Source organism: Sorangium sp. So ce204 (assembly GCF_051526795.1).
GTDB classification, from domain to species: Bacteria; Myxococcota_A; Polyangia; order Polyangiales; family Polyangiaceae; genus Sorangium; species Sorangium cellulosum_B.
The window spans coordinates 896,040-914,875 of sequence record NZ_CP150317.1 but is presented as its reverse complement, the minus strand read 5'-3'; the positions used below and the strand labels follow the sequence as shown (position 1 = coordinate 914,875).

Annotated in this window: 14 protein-coding genes and 1 pseudogene; 6 read left to right on the top strand and 9 right to left on the bottom strand. The window is 71.6% G+C overall.

The window, feature by feature from the left end; genetic code table 11:
- Nucleotides 1–144: 144 nt before the first annotated feature.
- Both WMF22_RS03395 and WMF22_RS03390 read right to left on the bottom strand, forming a co-directional pair.
- Complete coding sequence (locus WMF22_RS03395) at nt 145–441, bottom strand: polyhydroxyalkanoic acid system family protein (RefSeq protein WP_272097713.1); 297 nt, start codon at nt 439–441, stop codon at nt 145–147.
- 56 nt (nt 442–497) lie between these two features.
- Nucleotides 498–1,097, bottom strand: a complete 600-nt coding sequence (locus tag WMF22_RS03390; RefSeq protein ID WP_437297690.1) for a peptidyl-prolyl cis-trans isomerase — start codon at nt 1,095–1,097, stop codon at nt 498–500.
- Between the two features lie 372 nt (nt 1,098–1,469).
- Here WMF22_RS03390 and WMF22_RS03385 point away from each other — a divergent pair, with 372 nt between their 5' ends.
- Complete coding sequence (locus tag WMF22_RS03385) at nt 1,470–5,819, top strand: tetratricopeptide repeat protein (RefSeq protein WP_438034823.1); 4,350 nt, start codon at nt 1,470–1,472, stop codon at nt 5,817–5,819.
- Between the two features lie 133 nt (nt 5,820–5,952).
- Here the strand turns inward: WMF22_RS03385 and WMF22_RS03380 are convergent, their stop codons facing one another.
- Both WMF22_RS03380 and WMF22_RS03375 read right to left on the bottom strand, forming a co-directional pair.
- A complete protein-coding gene (locus tag WMF22_RS03380) occupies nt 5,953–7,467 on the bottom strand; it encodes a serine/threonine-protein kinase (RefSeq protein ID WP_438034822.1) in 1,515 nt (504 codons plus the stop codon).
- A gap of 188 nt (nt 7,468–7,655) precedes the next feature.
- Nucleotides 7,656–8,801 carry a tetratricopeptide repeat protein gene (locus tag WMF22_RS03375; RefSeq protein WP_438034821.1) on the bottom strand — a complete coding sequence of 382 codons (1,146 nt, stop codon included), beginning with the start codon at nt 8,799–8,801 and terminating at the stop codon, nt 7,656–7,658.
- Nucleotides 8,802–9,305: 504 nt separating this feature from the next.
- On the opposite strand from WMF22_RS03375, the gene WMF22_RS03370 reads away from it, so the two are divergent.
- Nucleotides 9,306–9,794, top strand: coding sequence for an N-acetyltransferase family protein (locus WMF22_RS03370; RefSeq protein ID WP_438034820.1), 489 nt, complete (start codon nt 9,306–9,308; stop codon nt 9,792–9,794).
- Nucleotides 9,795–9,866: 72 nt separating this feature from the next.
- Here WMF22_RS03370 and WMF22_RS03365 read toward each other — a convergent pair whose 3' ends face one another.
- A complete protein-coding gene (locus tag WMF22_RS03365; protein WP_438034819.1) occupies nt 9,867–10,457 on the bottom strand; it encodes a GNAT family N-acetyltransferase in 591 nt (196 codons plus the stop codon).
- 780 nt (nt 10,458–11,237) lie between these two features.
- Between WMF22_RS03365 and WMF22_RS03360 the strand changes: the two genes are divergently transcribed.
- Both WMF22_RS03360 and WMF22_RS03355 read left to right on the top strand, forming a co-directional pair.
- A complete protein-coding gene (locus WMF22_RS03360) occupies nt 11,238–11,912 on the top strand; it encodes a glutathione S-transferase family protein (RefSeq protein ID WP_437297686.1) in 675 nt (224 codons plus the stop codon).
- Nucleotides 11,913–11,937: 25 nt separating this feature from the next.
- Nucleotides 11,938–12,195: pseudogene (locus WMF22_RS03355) on the top strand (glutathione S-transferase N-terminal domain-containing protein); the annotation flags it as partial.
- Nucleotides 12,196–12,249: 54 nt separating this feature from the next.
- Here WMF22_RS03355 and WMF22_RS03350 read toward each other — a convergent pair.
- Both WMF22_RS03350 and WMF22_RS03345 read right to left on the bottom strand, forming a co-directional pair.
- Nucleotides 12,250–13,416 carry an acyl-CoA dehydrogenase family protein gene (locus WMF22_RS03350; RefSeq protein WP_438034818.1) on the bottom strand — a complete coding sequence of 389 codons (1,167 nt, stop codon included), beginning with the start codon at nt 13,414–13,416 and terminating at the stop codon, nt 12,250–12,252.
- 19 nt (nt 13,417–13,435) lie between these two features.
- Complete coding sequence (locus WMF22_RS03345) at nt 13,436–14,305, bottom strand: isocitrate lyase/PEP mutase family protein (protein WP_438034817.1); 870 nt, start codon at nt 14,303–14,305, stop codon at nt 13,436–13,438.
- Nucleotides 14,306–14,504: 199 nt separating this feature from the next.
- On the opposite strand from WMF22_RS03345, the gene WMF22_RS03340 reads away from it, so the two are divergent.
- A complete protein-coding gene (locus WMF22_RS03340) occupies nt 14,505–15,353 on the top strand; it encodes an alpha/beta fold hydrolase (RefSeq protein ID WP_438034816.1) in 849 nt (282 codons plus the stop codon).
- A 28-nt stretch (nt 15,354–15,381) separates the two neighbouring features.
- Here WMF22_RS03340 and WMF22_RS03335 read toward each other — a convergent pair whose 3' ends face one another.
- A complete protein-coding gene (locus WMF22_RS03335; protein ID WP_437297682.1) occupies nt 15,382–15,621 on the bottom strand; it encodes a DUF378 domain-containing protein in 240 nt (79 codons plus the stop codon).
- A gap of 169 nt (nt 15,622–15,790) precedes the next feature.
- On the bottom strand, nt 15,791–16,600 hold the full coding sequence (locus WMF22_RS03330) for an SIR2 family NAD-dependent protein deacylase (RefSeq protein WP_438034815.1): 810 nt from the start codon (nt 16,598–16,600) through the stop codon (nt 15,791–15,793).
- 363 nt (nt 16,601–16,963) lie between these two features.
- On the opposite strand from WMF22_RS03330, the gene WMF22_RS03325 reads away from it, so the two are divergent.
- Nucleotides 16,964–18,829: a vWA domain-containing protein gene (locus tag WMF22_RS03325; protein WP_438034814.1), complete on the top strand. Its 1,866-nt coding sequence runs from the start codon at nt 16,964–16,966 to the stop codon at nt 18,827–18,829.
- Nucleotides 18,830–18,836: the final 7 nt, after the last annotated feature.

Genomic DNA, 18,836 nt, shown 5'->3' with positions numbered 1-18,836 from the left:
CGCGAGCGGAGGTCGCTCGCTCGCGAGGAGGAGGCCGGGTCGCGGGGCCGAGGAGGAGGGCGCGCGTGTCGGCCGGGGGCGCCGCGCGCTGCGGGGCGGCTCGGTCGATCGAGCCGCCGGGGGGCGCCTGGCCCGGCTGCCGGGCTAGGCCCTGCCCAGCACGGCGTCGAGCTTGTCGTTGACCTTCGACTCGACCATGCCCTTCATCGCCTTCAGCAGGAACGGGAGATCGATCTCCACATGGACCGCGGACGCCTCGACGCGAACGAGGCCCTTCGTCCCCTTCGCGGCGCCGCCCGGCGCCTCGAACCGGATGACGTCGCCATCCCATCGCCACTGGATGCCGAGCTTGTCTTCCATGCCCCGCGCAAGCTCTTCCGCGCGCTTCCTGGCCTCGTCCTTGGTGAGCGCGTGCTGCCGACGGATGTCGATCGTCGCCATACGGTATCTCCACTCGTTCGCGTCCACGGCGACGCGCCGCGCGCGGTACGCTCTACTTACTCGATCCGACGCGCGATCCAAAAGCCGCGCGGCGTGTCGACCGGGCCGCTCACGCCCCCCTTGGAGAGGCTGAACAGCTCGTACTCCGGCGCGGGCTCGAGCACGCCGCGCGGGATGTAGCCGAGGTCGTCGGTCGACCCCTTGTCGCCCTTCTCGATGGCGGCCTTGAAGTCCGTCTTGGCCACCTCGGCGAGCTCCCTGGCGAGCGCCAGCGCGGCGTCCTTGGAGCGCGCGGTCGGCGCCGCGCCCTGCGCGCCGCGGTACTGGACGAGCACGACGCCGAAGCGCACCTTCTTCGGCGCCTCGGCCGGCAGCGAGGGCGGCGCCTCTCCCGAGAGGAGCGTGACGCCCGCGTCGGAGCGCCCCGCTGGCTCGGGGCCGCGCTCCTGGACGATGCCCTCGGCGCCGGCGTCGCTCCCCGCGTCGGCGTCGGCCGTCGCAGGCGAGGCGGCGGCGTCGACGGCGTCGGCGGCGTCGGGGCCTGCGTCGGCGGGCGCGCTGGCCGCGCCGCGCCCCTTCGAGCCGCCGTGCGTGATCACGAACGCCAGCGCGCCCGCGAAGAAGAGCGTGTAGATGACCGCCGTCGAGCGCTGCATGAGCGGCAGCGCGTTAGCACAGGTGGAGGACGCTTGGCGAGGCCGCGATGGCGACACGCGCCGCCTGCCAGACGGCGTCGCCGCTCCGTTGCTGTCCCCGCTGCTGTCCCCGCCCGTCCCGCCCGCCCCCGCGTCCCTCCGTCCCCGGCCGCCCCGCGTCTGCGCGATGTCCGCTTCCTGCTTCCGGACCACGCACGCGACATGCCCGAGGAAGTCGCCGATTTGAGGGCGCCCGGCAGAAGAGGCGATCCTAAGGACCGCAACCCCTGCTAGTAAGGAGAGCGGATGTCGGGGCATCCCGGCCTTTCGCAGGCCGAACGAGCGTGGGGCGCCTGCGAAGGCGCTCGCAGCGCCGGCATCGGGTCGGGAAGCATGATCAAGGTCGAGTGCGACGGGTGCAAATCGCCGTACCAGGTCGACGAGAAGCGTGTCCCCCCTGCGGGGCTCAGGATGCGCTGTCCGAAGTGCGGTACGAGCCTGCTGGTGACCAAGGGGGGCGCAAGCGCAGCGCCCGCGCCGACGCCTGTGCCCACCCCCCCGCCGCGGGCCGGGGCGGGGGGCCTTCAGCTCTCGGAGCGGAGCGCCCCTGCGGCGACCGAGGACGCCGATCTGCCCATGGCGGCTCCGGAGGACATCGCATTCCCCGCGGTCGCGCCTCCCCGACGCCCCGGGCCGGCGCCGGCGCCGGTACCGACACCGCCGCGCCGCGCAGCGCCCGCGGTGCCTGCGCCGCCCGCGCCGCCTCCTGAGCCGCCGGGTCCGGAGGTCTTCGGCGAGATCGGCTTGCCGGACGTCCCCGATCGCCCCGCCCCGTCCGATCGGCGAAACGCCAAGACCGTGCCGCAGCGGCGCGGCTTCGGAGAGATCGATCTCATGGTCGAGCTCCCGAGCCCGACGGACGCCGAGGTGCAGGGGCTCAACCCGGACGATCTGCCGGTCGTCTACGGCAATGCGCCCGGGGCGCCGGTGGCGCTCCCGGCGCGATCGCGCGCGGAGTCCCGCACCGCCCCGGCGACGCCGACCGCGTTCGCCGGTACCGACCTGCCGGCGCGGGTCGAGCCGCTGCCTCCGAGCAGCCGGCGCACCCTCGGGTTCGGCGAGCGAGAGTCGGCGCCGGGCGCCCCCTCGGGGCCTGGTGCGCGGGACGCGGGGCTCGGCGCGCGAAACGCCGGGGCCACCACGCAGCCGCTCGGTCGCGGGCGCACCCGCGGTGCGGGGGACGCGCCCCCGCGCGTGGCCCCGGAGTACGATTTCGGAGACCTGGACGACGACGTGCCCCCGGCTCCTCCGGCGCGCTCCAGCAGCGGATCCATGTCGTTCGGCTTCGGTGAGCTCGAGCTGCCTCTCGAGGGCGACGGCGACGCCGAGCTGCCCGCGACATCCGCGGGCGACCTGCCCATCGTCGCCGGCGATCTGCCGAGCTCGGCCCCGGCCGTCATCGGCATGCCCGCCCCGTTCTCGAACACGGGCCTGCCCACGCCGGCTTCCGCGCCGCTCCCCTCGCCTGCGCGCGCCGGGCTCCCGGCCGCGGCCCAGGCGGGCTTCCCTGCTCCGACCGCCGCGGGCTTCCCCACGAAGGCCACCGGCCCCGCCCTCCCCTCGAAGGCCACCGGCTCCGCCCTCCCCTCGAAGGCCACCGGTGCCGGCTCACCTGCAGGACCGGGGACCATCGTCGGCGCCGAGCTCTTCGACGAGGCCCCGCCGGACTACGACGACTCGCGCGTGGGCGCCGCGTTCCAGGCGCCCGGGCCGCGCCCCCTCCCGCCGCAGGCGGCGCCGGAGCCGCCCAGCAGCGGCGCCATGCCGCCCGTCGACTTCGGCGCCATGCCGCCCGTCGACTTCGGCGCCCTACCCCCCGCCGACTTCCTCGCCGCGCCGCCCGCCGACGCCCGCGCCTCGTCCACCACCGGCTTCGGCGCCGCGCCGCCCGCCGACGCCCGCGCCTCGTCCACCACCGGCTTCGGCGCCGCGCCGCCCGCCGACGCCCGCGCCTCGTCCACCACCGGCTTCGGCGCCGCCGATTTCGGCGACGAGATCGCGCTCGGCGAGAGCGTCACGCAGCTCGCCCCCGGCGGCGTGCCCACCCCTTACGATCCGTCCGACCGCTCCGCGAACTTCACGCAATCGCCCGCGGACGCCGACGATCGGGGCATCGAGCTCAGCGAGCCGCACCCCAGCGTCGGGGACGAGGTCGACCTGACCGGCGCGGGCACCGAGATCGGCGACCTGAGCGCCGGTCCCGGCGCGCAGGCCGAGAAGCCTGCGGCGACCACGGAAGCGCCGCCGCAGAAGTCGAAGATCAAGCGCTACGTCGTGGCGGCGCTCGCGGTCGCCGCCGTCAGCGGCGGCGCGCTCGCGCTCGTTCCGGACGTCGGCGCCTTCGGCGTGAACCTCATCAGCGACCGGCTCAACGCCTTCGCGCACGAGGGGGCGCTCGCCGAGCTCCGCCATCGGACCCAGGCGGCCTTCGGCAAGGACACCGCGTCGGCCGTCAACGGAGCGCTGAACGACGCGAACGCCACGCGGGCCGATGCGCCGCGCCACCGGGCGACCATGGCCTACGCCGCGTACATCGCCTTCGCGCGGAGCATCCGCTTCGGGCACCGGACCGTCGACGACGCCTTCGGCAAGGAGATGCTCACGCTCGCGAGCTCCCATCCGGGCGACCTGCTCTCCCTGGCCGTCGCGGCGCAGGCCGCGGCCAGCGGCGACCTCCCGCGCGCGCGACAGGCCGCGCAGGCGCTCGCCGCGCAGCTCAAGGACGACATCGACCTCGCCGTCCTCGCGGCCGAGATCGAGCTCGCCGCCAGGGACGCCCCCAAGGCGATCGCGGCGTGGCAGCACGCGAGCGGCCTCCAGAAGAGCGCGCGTACGCTCTACGGCCTGGCCCGGGCGCAGCTCCTCGCCAGGGACACCGCGGGCGCCGAGGCGAGCGCCCGCGGCGCGATCGAGGCCTCGCCCGACCACGTCGGGGCCCGCACCCTGATCGCGTCGGTGCTCTGGCAGACCCCGGGCCGCGAGCAGGAGGCGCTCGATCTGCTCGGCAAGGTCACCGGCGACGGTTCGACCCGGGCCGCCGCGAGCGACCCCGAGATCGTCGACGCGTACACGCTGCTCGGCACCATCCACCTCGCGAGGTCGCGCATGAGCGCGGCGGAGCAGGCCTTCGCCGCCGCGGTGAAGCTCGACCCGCAGGCGGTGCGCGCCCTCATCGGCAACGGCGAGGTCCTCTACCGGTCGGGCCGCTACTCCGAGGCGCAGGCGCGCTTCGAGGCCGCGGCCCGCGCCGACGCCCGGAGCCTCGCCGCGCAGCTCGGCAAGGCGAAGACGTGGCTGGCGCAGGAGCGTATGAAGGAGGCGAAGGACCTCCTGAAGGAGCTGCAGAAGACCCACGCGGCGGCCCCGCAGGTCGCTTACTGGCTCGGGCGCACCGAGCTCGCGCTCGGCAACAAGAAGGACGCGGAGCAGGCGTACCTCGACGCCGTGAAGTCGGCCGAGAACCTCCCGGAGGTCGTCGACGCGTACGTGGCGCTGGCGTCGCTCCTGTCCAGCATGGGCCGCAACGAGGCGGCGGCGGAGAAGCTGTCGGAGGCGACGGCGAAGTTCCCGGACCTGCCCGCGCTGCACAAGGCCAAGGCGGAGGTCGCGCTCCAGACCGGGCGGTACGACGACGCCCGGCAGGAGCTCGAGCTCGCGCTCGCGAAGGAGGACGACCTCGGCAGCCAGTTCAAGCTGGGCGTGGCGTACCGTCGCCTGCGCCGGTTCGAGGACGCCGCGAAGGTCTTCGACAAGGTCACGGCGGCCGACAAGGACTACCCGGGCCTCGCGCTCGAGCGCGGGCTCCTGTTCGAGGAGACCGGCCAGAGCGAGCGCGCGCTGGAGATGTACGCCGACGCGCTCCGCAAGGCGCCGAACGACATCGACCTGAAGCTGCGCGTCGGCTCGACCCAGGTCATGGCGGGGCACGCGAGCCAGGCGGAGCCCATCCTGCGCGACGTGCTCAAGGACCGCGCGAACTCCGCCGAGGCGAACCACTTCCTCGGCCGCGCGCTCCTCGTGCGCGGCACGAACATGGCCGAGGCGCTGCGCTTCCTGGAGCGCGCCGCGGAGCTCGATCCGAACCGCGCCGAGTACCACCTCTACGTCGGCTGGGGCGCCAACGAGACGGCCCAGACCGCGCGCGCGGAGATGGCGCTGAGGCGCGCGCTGGAGCTCGACGCGGAGCTCGGCGACGCGTACTGGCAGCGCGGCGTGCTGCTGCAGAAGCAGGGGGCGAGCCGGGACGCGCTGGCGGATCTGAAGATCGCGCTGGAGAAGCGGCCGTCCCGCTACGAGGCCTACGCCACGATGGCGCTCTGCTACCAGGATCAAGGCAGCTGGGCGGCCGCGGAGGATGCGTGGCGCAAGGCGATCGCGGCCAACGACAAGGTCCCCGAGTGGCACTACCGCCTCGGCAAGATCTACGCGTCGCGCGGCAACCGGGCCGGGACCGCGAGCGAGATGGAGCAGGCGGTCGCCCTGGGCGAGGCGCCGGATCGCTCGACCCCGCCGTGGCTGTTCGACGCGCACTTCCTCCTCGCCGAGGCGCTCCGCGCGGCGAACAACCGCGAGAAGGCCGTCCACCATTACCAGCGCTTCCTGGAGACGGCGCCGACCGACAACGCCTACCGGCGCGACGCGGAGCAGGCGCTGGAGGGCCTGGGGGCGGGAAAGGGGCGCTGAGGCGGAGCGAGCGGCCGCGCCGGATACGGCGGACCGGATCAAGAAACGCCGAGGCGCCAATTAGACCCAGGAGGTTCTCCTCTTGGCGTCTCGAAGGTTCGTATCCCAATCATCTAAGATCCGTTCGAGGGAGCTAGAAGATGCTCCTCTGTTTGCGCACAGCCGACGCTGATGGCGCGGGCGTAGGCGCAGGTTTTGGCCGTGAAGTGTTGCCCTGCGCTGCGGCAGGCGCAGAGGCCGCTCTGGATGGTGCTGCCATCGACACGCCGGTGGGTTTCGCGCCGTTCGAGGGAGCCGGCGGAGGACCCGCGGCCGCGGCTGCTGTGTGGAGAGGCTCCAGAGGACGCGAAGACGGTGCCGGAGGAGCCGAGGGCGACGACGTGCTTGCAGATTCTGCAACCGCCTGTGCGCTCGCGGCGCCGTCCGTCTCATCAGACTCGTGGGACGCGGCATCGCCCGCGCGGCTCTCGTCATGCCCAGGGGGTATGCGCCATATCATGAAACCGAGTAGACCGAGGAGGAGCAGCCCGAGAGGAGCGACCGCCAAGGGTAGCAGTCCGCGACGCCGCCGCCTCCAGATGCGTGTGGTGTGTGTGGTGGGAGCGCCCGTCGCATTGCCAGCCGGCGGCTGTGGACCACTCCCCTGGCTTTTCATAGGATCCTGCGCCTGGACTGCCTGAGCTCCGGCGCCCTCGATCGGGATCGCCGTCTCTGGAAGCAACCGATGATGCGACGGCAGACTGGCGCGTGGGCTCGACAGCCCCAGCGCTTCGACGAGAGCGCCGACCGCGGCACGAGCCCCCTCGAACCGGTGCTCCGGGCGCAGAGCCGTGGCGCGGAGGAACCAGGCGTCAAAGGCCGGGGGCAGGACCACGCCGCGCCACGCCGAGCGCACGCTCGGCGGCTCGAGCGGCCCAGCAAGAATTCTTGACAGCACGGGGAAGATGGACGGCGCCGCTTTCATCTCCGCCGTCCAGTAGGCTTCCCCGGAGAGGACCGCGTGTGCGATGTGACCGAGCGCATACAGGTCGGCACGCGGTCCGATGTCACCATCTCCGCGGATCTGCTCAGGAGACATATAGAGCGGTGTCCCGATAGGCACGGTTCCCTTGGCCTGACTGCTCTGTGCCGCCACCTTGGCGATGCCGAAATCAAGGATCTTGATGCAGGGCGTTCCGTCGTCGCGCGACGTAACGAACAAATTCTCCGGCTTGAGGTCGCGGTGCACGATGCCCGCTGCGTGGGTCTTCTCGAGGGCGAGCGCAACCTGGAAGAGGTAGGTAACCACCTCCGCCGGCGGAAGCGGTCCGCGTCGCCTCAGCATGCTGCCCAGCTCCTCGCCGCGAAGCAGGTCCATCACGAGAAAGGGCATCCTGGACGATGCATCGATGCCGGCGTCGGAGACCCGGACGATGTGGTCGCTCTCCACGCCGCCGGTGATCTTGGCTTCCTGAGCGAAGCGGACGCGCAGGTCGGGATCGTCGACGATGCCGGGGAGCATCACCTTGAGGGCCCTGCGGCTGTGCGTGACGGTGTCCAGCACCTCGTAGACCGCGCCCATCGCGCCGGCCTTGATGCAACGGACAACCTCGTATCTTCCGCAGAAGAGGGCGCCGGGGTGCAGGACGGAGAAGTGCGAGGGCTCCATAGGTGCTCCAGGAGACACGATGTTCAGCCGGTACAAGCAGCGCCCTGTCCTGAGTCATTGACCCGTCGCATGCAGGGCACATGCGATGGAGATAAAGACAGCCGAGATCCAAGCGCGGCCGGGTCGATATGCGACTGCAGCGGCGTAGCGGTTCTTAATGAGAGACAGCAGCCGACGTGGAGCATCGGTCACCACCTCAGCTGCGCCGAGACGCCCTGCGGGTTGAGCAAGATGTTGGCGCTCGAACCGCTGGGACCGGTCGCGAGCACCAGAACGCCACCAGTTGCCAACAGTACCCCGCTGGTCGCCAAGGTGATAAGCGATGCGGTGCCTAGCGCGTTTCCCTTGTCTTCGACCCTGAGCGAGATCGTGCCGAGTACCGTCCCCACGAAAGCGCCTGCGCCCCCGAATCCCAGGGCCATGGTACCCAATGCACGCTGGCGCGATCGAATTCCGTCTTCATTGTTACGATCCGTAGCGCCGACCCGCTTGGTCGACGGAGTGGCCGGCTGTGCCGCGCTCTGAGTAGCCATATCCTGGCTCTTACCTTGCTGAGCCACGCCTTGACGCGCGGTGCCCTGCGGCGATATACCCGGCTGCGCGGCGCTCGCAGAAGCGGTCCCTTCCTGAGCCGTCCCTGCTTGCGAGTTCGGCGGCAGCACTCCTGAAGCACCAGCGCCGGTGCTCGCTGGCGATCCACCGGCATTGCTCCCGGAGCTTGCGGACGAACCAGCCGTCGGAGCGTCCACCTCGATCGGCTGTGGGTCACCACCTGGCTGCAGCGTGATGCTTTTACGCCACGGCAGCCTTCCTCGTGCTGTCGCCACCACGACGTGCTCCCCTCGCGCGACGGCCATCGGTGCTCCCCAGCGCGAAAGCTCCACGCGAGCGGCATCGAGCGTGATCTCCAGATCGGGCAAGGAACGGACGTCCTCGGCCACGTTGAATACGATCTTCGCGACCTTTGGATCGAGGTCGACCATACAACCAGCCGCGTCCTGTGCCCGCTTGCCGTTCTTTGCCTTTAGTGCCGCGAGCTTGGTGTCAAAACACGTCTGCCACGCACGTGCGAAGTCACCCATGCCCTCGTAGCACTCCGCGAGCGCCAAGCGGGCGCCGAGTCCGTCCGGTTGATGCTCGACTACTTGTTCCAGCTTCGGACAGGCGGACTGGAATTGGCCGGCCTCCATTTCTACGATGGCTTGATTAAAGAGGCGCTGTATTTGCTGACTGACCTTCGTCCCGGAGGCCTGGGCGTGTGCACGGAACGGGACGAGCAGCACGGGAACGAGGGAGGCGACCACGAGGAGGAAGGCTGCAGCGGGAAATCGCACGGGCCACTCTGCTTTCCAGGCAAATCTCAGGTCAGCGACGGATCCCGGAGGCCGCCGCGTGCGAGGCTACCACATTCGTCCCGGCCGGGGGGGCCGGAGTGTCGGTTCGGTCGACCTGGGCCCTTCTCTCGCGCAAGCAGAAGGGGCCAGCGCCGGCACGCTGCCTCGCGCGCCCTGCCGGCCTCCATTGCACTTGCTGTTGGCGTTCAGGCGCGTTGCTCCGAGCGCCACCAGACGATGACGTACTCCGCCATCGCCTTCGACGCAGGACCCTGGGCATCGAGGATGTCATCCTCGAGCGGTCGTCTCCTATCGTCGATACCGCAGCAGAGCGCGCCTTCCGATGGCGCAAGTCATGTCCGGATTTCGTACCTATCGAATGAATGAGCGGTCGCTCCTCGAGCTCACAAACGCAATCTCTGCTTCTGCTGTGGCATAGATCAGTCGACCGTCTCGCACGTCCGCCACGTCGATATCCCGCCAGGAGCGCGCTATCCTGGCTGAATGACCCCTTCCATCACCGCCCGTCCGGCCAAGCGCGAGGACATGCCCGAGGTGGCGTGCTTCGCGGCGGAGCTCGTCCGCCTACACCACGCCCTTGATCCACACCGCTTCCTGTGCCTGGAGCCGCTCGAGCCGGGCTACGAACGGTGGCTCACCAGCGAGCTCGACAACCCCAGCGCCACGATCGTCGTCGCCGAGCAGGGCGGCGCCGAGCCGACGCTGGTCGGCTACGCCTATGGCCGCCGGGAGCCGCGCGACTGGAACAGCCTCCTCGACGCCTGCGGCGCCCTCCACGACATCTATGTCGCCGAGCCCGCGCGCCGGCTCGGCGCTGGCGCCATCCTGCTCGAGGCCGTCATCGCGCGCCTCCACGCCCTGGGTGCGCCGCGCGTCGTGCTCCATACCGCGACGCAGAACGCCGCCGCGCAACGCCTGTTCGAGCGATTCGGCTTTCGCCGTACGATGATCGAGATGACGCTCGAGCTCTGAGCGCCGCCATCACCCCCATGCACCACTCCATGTCCGATGTCGCTCCCGGCGCGCCGGCCGAGGGCGATGGACTCATGAGCTTCGGCCTCCCCGGCGCGATCCCGCGGGCTCCGCGGCCGTCTGCGCCCACACCATCGTGTCGCGCGGCTCGCCCGCGGGCGTCAGGGCGTTCGCCTCGAGCGTCGTCACATGCCGGTACCCGAGCCGCCGGGGCACGGCGGCGCTCGCGGTGTTCCGCGGATCGCAGCGGATCTCGACGCGGCTCACGCCGAGCTCCTCGAGCGCGACCCGGGTCAAGCCTGCCACCGCCTCGGTCGCGTAACCGCAGCGCGTCGCCGTCGCCCGGAGCCAGTAGCCGATCTCGATCGCGCCCGGGCCGATCCGCGGGTGTAGCCCCGTACCCCCGAGCACGGCGCGCTCGTCGCGCGTGAAGATGCCATAATGAAAGTCGCGTCCTTCCGTGAAGTCGTCCCGGAACTTCTCGAGGAGCGCGGTGGTCGCCTCCATGGAGGAAGGCTCGTGCGCGGCCCACGGCATCCAGGGCCGCAGGTGCGCAAGGCTCGTGTCGATCGCCTCCCTGATCAGAGGCGCATCCTCGGGCCGCCACGCTCGCAGCGTCAGACGAGCGGTCAGGATGCGGTCCGGCGGGCGCTCACCTGCCATCGCGTCGATCCATGCCTGTCGCCGTCATGCGCCTGGCGACGACAACGCTGTAGTGCCCAGGCCATCGGACCACGCGACGGTCGCGTCCCGTACCATGCGAGCCATGGAGTGCTCCGGCGTCGAGGCGAGCAGGCGTCATGGCACGCAGCTTACAACGAAGACAGCCCTCGCACATCCGGTCAATCCCGGCCACCGCAGCGATCATCGCCGTCGCACGCCGGTCCACACACCTCTTGTCGAGGACATCGACGCTACCGCGGAGCGTCTTGACCAATCCGTCATAGCAGACTATTGTCCGTCATAGAAGAGCAAGGCGGAAAACATCAGCGCGCCCTCCCGGCACACCGGGAGGAGGTCCACGTCCACGCCCGCGCGTGGCAGACGGATGACCGCTCGAGCAGAGGTGCCATTGGCTGAGGTGGCGCGGGCTGCGAACCATGACACGAGGAGGAAGGATGAAGATCTGAGCACGCCTCATCCCGACGGACGCGACGTCTCCCGGGTACTCGACCAGGGGTCGACCATCCATCGGCAGAGGCCTTCCCACGCCCCACGCCGGATTCACTGCTGCCTCAGCAGCACATCACCAGCAATCCCTGCTCCCGTCGCAGCAAGCGCGCGGCCAGCGCGAACGATTGTGATCCGTTCCTGCAATAGAGTGCAGTAACGCCCTGGCACGCTCCCTGCTCTCTGCCACGACGACGGCCCGTGAGCGGAGCGCCCCTTCTGCCTGAGGGCAGGAGAGCTCTTCGCGTGGCGCACGCCATCAAGGAGAACAGGATGACGAAGCTGCGACTCTACAGCGCGAAGGCGTGCCCCTTCGCCCACCGCACCCGGCTCGTTTTGCAGGAGAAGGCGATCGACTTCGAGCTGACCGAGGTCGATCTGCAGAACAAGCCGCGGGCGTTCGTCGACGCCTCGCTCTATGGAAAGGTCCCGGCGATCGAGCACGAGGGCCACCGCATCTGGGAGTCGGCGATCATCAACGAGTACCTCGAGGAGGTCTTCCCCGAGCCCCGGCTCCTGCCCAGGGAGCCGGGCAGGCGCGCCCTGGCGAGGATCTGGATCGATTACGCGAACACGCGCCTCGTGCCGGCGTTCACCCAGCTGCTCAGGGCCGAGACGCGAGACCAGGAGGCGGAGGGGCGCAAGGCGCTCGGCGACGTGCTCGCGTTCATCGAGCGGGAAGCGCTGGCGAGATCGTCGGGCCAGGGGCCCTACTGGCTCGGCGCCGAGGTCAGCCTCGTCGATGTCTCCTTCTATCCATGGTTCGAGCGGCTGTCGGCCGTCGGCCGCCTCCGCGACTTCTCCATCCCCGCGGAGCTCACGCGGCTCCGGGCGTGGATCGAGGCCGTGCAGGCGCGCCCCGCGGTCCGCGCCATCCAGAATCCGGTCGAGTTCTACGTGGAGCGCTTCGCGAAGTTCGTGAAGCCGGCAGCGACGACGGCCGCCTGAGCGGCGCCGAGGGACAAGGGACATCATGTTGAAACTCTGGGGTCACAAGAATTCTTCGAACGTGCAGAAGGTCCTCTGGGCGCTCGACGAGCTCAAGCTCGATTTCGAGCGCATCGACGCCGGCGGGTCGTTCGGTCGCGTCAAGGACGCCGACTACCTCACCCTCAACCCGAACGGGCTCGTTCCGACGCTCGAGGACGGTCCGCTGGTGCTCTGGGAGTCGCACGCGATCGTGCGTTATCTGTTCTCGCGCTACGGGTCGCCGCCGCTCCAGCCGAGCGATCTCGGTCGCCCGCTCTGCCCTTTCATATCGGCGTCTCGTCTCGCGGATGGCCCCTCAGAACATCGGCAGCTCGGTGTCCAGCCCGAGGAGCACACGGCCCTGGACCTCGCGCGTGTGCGGGGCGACGAGGGCGTGCTGCGTGACGGCGTGAACGTCGCGGAAGCTGCGTTGAAGAGGGCTCTCCGCGTAGAGCGCGGTGGCGCCGCCCGCCGTGAAGGCCAGATCGACGGCGCGCGCCGCGCCGAGGGCGGCGTTCGTCGCGGCGAGCCGGACGCGCGCCCGCTCCCGCAGCGAGATCGACCTGCCAGAGACCGCGGCGTCCCAGACGGCGCCGACGGCCTCGAAGAGGTAGGCCCTGGCCGCGCCCAGCGTGGCCTCGGCCTCGGCCACGGCGAGCGCGGTCGAGGGCCGCGTCGCGAGCGACGTCGTCATGCCGCTCGGCCGCTTGGTCGCCGCGAGCCGGACCAGCTCATCGATGGCCGCGCGCGCCATCCCGAGCGCGGTCGTCGCGACCGCGCTCGCGAGGAAGCCGAAGAGCGGGAACACGAAGAGAGGCCCTGGATGGGTCGGAGACGTCATCGGGAGTCGGATGCACCGGCTGCTCGGCACGAAGACGTCCACGACCGCGAAATCGTGGCTCCCGGTGCCGGCGAGGCCGGAGACGCTCCACGTATCCAGGATCTCGCACTCCGAGGCGCGGAACATCGGCACGACGGCCTCGGGCGCGCCCCCGGGCAGCAGGCGCGGGGCCATCCCGTCGAAGACCACCGCGGTGCCGCCCAGCCAGTCGCAATGATGACAGGCGCTCGCCATCGCCCACCTCCCGGCGACCCGAACTCCTCCCTCGACCTCGACGGCGCGCCCGCTCGGCGCGAAGACGCCGGCGGTCACGACATCCGGGCTCGCGTGCATCTCTCTGCCCCCCTCCGCCGGGAGGTACGCCTCGAACGCGCCGGTCGTGCCGCAGATCATGGCGCACCACCCTGCGGCACCGTCGGCGCGCGAGAGCTCCTCGATGACCTGCAGCGCCGTGAGGGGGTCGGCCTCGAGCCCGCCCAGCGCGCGCGGACGACACATGCGGAAGATGCCCGACTCCCGGAGCGCCCTCGCGACCGGATCGGGCAAACGGCGCTCGCGCTCGCCCCGCTGGGCGTGCTCCTGGACGAGCGGGACGAGGCTCCGCGCCGCGTCGAGGAGCGACGCGGGGGCGGCAGAGGACATCGTTGTCATGGTGCTCGACTCACCCCTTCCTCGGCGGCTGCGCATAGCGCGCTTCTTCAGCGTAGTACTCGGGGAACCCGACGATCTCCTGGAGCGCCGCGAAGTCCGTCCGCGGGTCGGGGTGCCGGCCGGCGCGCAGGGCCGCGAGCGCCTCGCGCATGGCGGCGGCGGCGACCGAGAGCAGGGTGAGCGGATAGGCCGCGATCTTGTAGCCGATCGCCTCGAGCTCGGCCGGCGGCAGCACCGGTGTCCTGCCGTGATCCACCATGTTGGCCATCGTCGGCACGCGCACCTCGCGGCAGAACGTTCGCATTTCCTCCACGCTCTCGGGCGCCTCCAGAAACACGATGTCTGCCCCGAGGTCGGCGAACGCCCGCGAGCGGGCCAGCGCCTCGTCGAAGCCGTGCGTCTGGCGAGCGTCGGTGCGGGCCATGATGAGCACGCCGGCGCCCTCGTCGCGCGCGTCCACGGCGGCCTGGACGCGGGTGAACGCCTCGTCGCGGGGCACGACCTGCTTGCCGCGCGTGTGGCCGCAGCGCTTGGGGGCGACCTGGTCCTCGATCATGACGCAGGCCAGCCCGGCCTGCGCATAACCGCGCACCGTGCGCTTCACGTTCATCGCGTTGCCGTAGCCCGTGTCGCCGTCGCCGAGCACAGGAATCGAGACGGCGCCGCAGATCGCCCGCGCCTGATCGACCATCTCACCATACGAGATGAGCCCCGTGTCGGGCGCGCCGAGGCGCGCGGCGGAGACCGCGAAGCCGCTCATGAACGAGAGCGAGAAGCCGGCCTGCTCGATCAGCCGCGCCGACAGCGCGTCGAAGCAGCAAGGCATGACGAGGAGGCCGGGCGAGGCGAGCAGATCACGGAGCTTCTGAGCGGGGGACACGGCGGGGACGATACCGCGATCGGCTGCCCGTGAGGCAAGCGCGAAGGGCCGAGAGGCGCCGCGCGCCGCCGCGCGCCCGGCCAGCGCCCGCACACGCGAGAGGGAGGGACGGGGGCGCGCGCCGGCGTGCGTTCCTGTTGCGGGCCCCCGGCGCCCGGGGGCAGGATGGGCCCGCGATGATTCCGCACGGGAGAGGAGCATGAGCACGGTTTCGGTGAAGGAGCTCGCGATCGACGGCCGCCCTGCCAGCGTCCACGTGGGCGGGCAGGGCGAGCCGCTGCTGCTTGTGCACGGCGCCTGGGGCGGGGCGGCGATGCACTGGGCGCCTGTCTGGGAGCGATTGGCGGAGCGCTTCCAGGTGATCGCGCCCGATCTGCCCGGCATCGGGCGCACGGACGCCCCGGGGCTCGGCGCCCTGGACGCCTATGCGCGCTGGCTGGAGCGGCTCCTGGACGAGCTGGGTGTCTCCAGCGCGTGGTGCGTCGGCAACTCCTTCGGCGTCTCGGTCGTATCGAGCTTCGCTGGCCTGTTCGCGGCCCGCTGCCGAGGGCTCGTGTTCGTCAACGGCGTTCCCATTCCCCCGCTGCCGCGCCTCGTCGGCTGGCTCGGAGCGCGGCCGCTGCCCCGCCGGATGCTGCGCGCGCTGATGCGGAAGCAGACCTATAACCCGCGGGTCCTGAGCCGCGCCTACGCCGATCCCCGCCGCGCCCCGGCTGCCCTGCGGGACGTCCTGGAGAGCGCCAATCCACCTCAGCTGGAGGCGGTGCTCGACGCCGCCATCCAGGGAGGTCCCAGGGCCCCGCTCAGCCTGAATCCCCTCCTCGTCTGGGGCGAGGCGGACCAGCTCGTCGGCAACAGCGCGGACGACGCGAAGAAGCTTCACGCTTCGCTGCCGGGGTCGCAGCTCACCTTCATCCCGGCGACAGGGCACATGCCGCAGGTGGAGAACCCCGAGGCGTTCGTCGACGCGGTGTCGCGGTTCATCGAGGCGCGCGCGACCGCCGCCCGTCCGCGCGGCTTCGGCGGCCAGGCCAGCCCGGGCGCGTGAGCGCCTGGGGTGCACGGGCGCGTCGCCCTCAGGGCATCGTGGTGACCCGGGCGCGCTTTCCGAGCTGGACCGCGGCGTAGAGCAGATAGAGCCCAGCGAGCGCGACGAGCACGTAGATGATGCGGCTGAGCGCGCTGAGCCTGCCGAAGAGCGCGGCGACAACGTCGAACTCGAACAGCCCAACGAACCCCCAGTTGACGGCGCCGATCACGACGAGGGTGATCGCCGCCCACGTTAGCCCTGAGATCCCACGGTTGACCTGCTCCATGACCCCGGCAGAAGCACGCGCCGCGCCGCGCGATGCGTGCACCGCGCGCCCGCTGCGGCGCGACAGCGTGTGGCGCTGACGCCGCCGGCTCGCCTCGCCGTGCTGACACCGCCGGCTCGCCTCGCCATGCTGACGCCGCTGGCTCGCCGCGCCCGTCAGGCCGCGCCGCTCACGCCGGCGTGACGTCGAGCAGGGAGGGCAGGATCGCGCCGGAGCCGCCGGTGAACACGGCGTCGCAGAGGCCGGAGATCGCGCTCGGCTCGACGTTGACCTCGGCGATGAGGGCGCCGTGGCGCTTGGCCATGGGGACGAAGCCGGCGGCGGGATACACGACGGCCGACGTACCGACGACGAGCAGGAGATCGCAGCCCTCGACGCCGGCGGCCGCCGCGGCGAGATCGCTCTCCTGGAGGGCCTCGCCGAACCAGACGACGTGCGGGCGAAGGACGCAGCCGCAGCCGCAGCGCGGCAGCTCCGCCGCCGTGAAGCGGCGGGCGGGGGCCTCCGGATCGGGGGAGCCGCTGCCCGCGAAGGCGGGCGTGATGGGCACGTCGCGGTTCTCGGTCACGCTCTCGCACGAGAGACAGCGCACCTGCCACAGCGAGCCGTGGAGGCGCACCGGGCTCCGGGAGCCCGCCTGCTCGTGCAGGCCGTCGATGTTCTGGGTGATCAGGGTGAAGACCTTGCCGGCCTCCCGCCACCGCGCCTCCAGCTGCGCCAGCGCGTGATGACCCGGGTTCGGGGCGCAGCCGAGGGCGCGCTCCCGGCGGTGATTGTAGAACTCCCAGACGAGGCCCGGATCGCGCCGCCACGCCTCGGGCGAGGCGAGGCTCGTCGCCTCGTGACGCCGCCACAGCCCCCCGGCGCCGCGGAACGTGGGGATACCCGACTCCGCCGAGACGCCCGCGCCGGTCAGGACGGCGATCTTCCTGGCGCGGCACAGGGTGGACTGGAAGCGCTCGCGGCTCGTTTCGCTCATCACGGATCCCCTGAGGATAGATCGAGAGGGAGGCGGGCGGAGGACCCGACCCGAGCTCCCGTCGATTTCGGGTGTAAGCCGGCCGAGACGACCGCGTTTCCCTGGCACTCGGACGCGCCGAGCCCCGCCACGGCGGGCCCCGGCCGCGAGAGCCCCTCCGTCGGCTCGCCGGACGACCGGCGACACGCGGCGTTCACGCAGCGAAAGCGGCGAAGGGCCCGTCTCGCCCGTGCAGAACGCACGATGGGGCAGCCGCGCGTGCGGCCCCCGCAAGGACCTGTGTGTGGCGATCGGCGATGGCCGAGCCACGAGAACGTACAGCAGGGATCCGCCCTCGCGATTCCCTTCAAGGAGGACACCTCAATGCGCACCCGGCCCCTCGATCTCGTCGCCCCCGCCCTCGTCACCGCGCTGCTCATCGGCTGCGGTGGCTCCACGCCTGCCCCCACGGCGGCGACCGCATCGGCCGCGCCGACCGAGGCCCCCGCCGGGCAGGCCATGCAGCCGGAGTTCGACGCGCCGCAAGACGAGGGCAGCGCGTCCACCGCCAGGCGCGAGGAGGCCGCGGCGATCGACGCGGTCGACCGTGGCGCCGCGCCCGCGGAGGCCGCGCCGCCGCCGGCCCCGCCCGTGGCGGCCGCCCCTGGGACGCCCACGCCCGGGCCCGCGCAGTCGCGGGCGACCAAGGCGGGCGCCGCGCGCGGGGCGGACGCGCGCATCCAGGTGACGGGCGGCGCGCCCGCGCCCAAGAAGGCGACCGCCCCGGCGGCGACCGCCGTGGCGCGCCCCGCGCCCCCGCCCCCGGCCGTCGCCGTCACCGCGCCCGAGCCCCAGGGCAGCGAGACGTACCGGGACTACGGCGTCAACCCGGTCGAGGACCCCGCGAAGGACCGGCTCTCGACGTTCGCGATCGACGTGGACACGGCCTCTTACGCCATCGCGCGCCGCAAGATCATGGATGGCGCGCTGCCCCCGTATCAGGCCGTGCGCGCCGAGGAGTTCCTCAACTACTTCGATTACGGCTACGCGTCGCCCGCGACAGGCCCGTTCGCCGTGCACCTCGCGGCCGCGCCCTCGCCGTTCACGTCGGGCCACCACCTCGTGCGCGTGGCGGTCCAGGGCAAGCGCGTGCCGGTCAAGGAGCGGACCCCGGTGCACCTCGTGTACCTCGTCGACACCAGCGGTTCGATGCAGTCGCCGGACAAGATCGAGCTCGCGAAGAAGAGCCTGAAGATGCTCACCGACACCCTCAAGCCGGGGGACACCGTCGCGCTGTGCACCTATGCGGGCAGCGTGCGAGAGGTGCTCGCGCCGACCGGCATCGAGAGCAAGGGGAAGATCCTCGCGGCCCTCGCCGACCTCACCGCGGGCGGCTCCACCGCCATGTCGAGCGGCATCGACCTCGCGTACAGCCTGGCCGAGCGGACGCTCGTGAAGGGGCACGTCAACCGCGTCATCGTGCTCTCCGACGGAGACGCGAACGTCGGCCCGACCTCCCACGACGAGATCCTGAAGACCATCAAGCGCGCGAGGGACAAGGGGATCACGCTGTCCACCGTCGGCTTCGGCCAGGGCAACTACAAGGATCTCATGATGGAGCAGCTCGCCAACCAGGGCGACGGGAACTACGCCTATATCGACAGCGAGGCGCAGGCGCGGCGGGTCTTCTCCGAGCAGGTCGGCGGGATGCTCCAGGTCATCGCCCGCGACGTGAAGATCCAGGTCGAGTTCGACCCGAGCTTCGTCAAGAGCTACCGGCTCATCGGCTACGAGAACCGCGACGTGGCCGACCGGGACTTCCGGAACGACAAGGTGGACGCCGGCGAGATCGGCGCAGGGCACAGCGTGACGGCCATCTACGACGTCGAGCTCAAGGCCCCCGCGCCGAAGGGCGAGGGCGCGGCGCCGGTCGTCGTGCGCCTCCGCCACAAGGCGCCGCTCGGCTCGAACACGGCCGAGGAGACGCTGGTCAAGATGGCCCCGGGCGCCATCGCCCCCACCTTCGACGCGGCGCCGGCCGACTTCCGGTTCGCGTCCGCGGTGGCAGGGTTCGCGGAGGTCCTGCGCCACAGCCCGCACGCGCGCTCCTGGAGGCTCGCCGACATCGAGAAGATCGCGAGGGCCGCCGCGTCCAGCAAGGGCGATCAGCAGGAGCTCATCGGCATCATCCGCCGCGCCGGCGCGCTCGCCAAGGGCAAGACGGACGCCGTGGCCGTGAACGCCGACTGACGCGCGC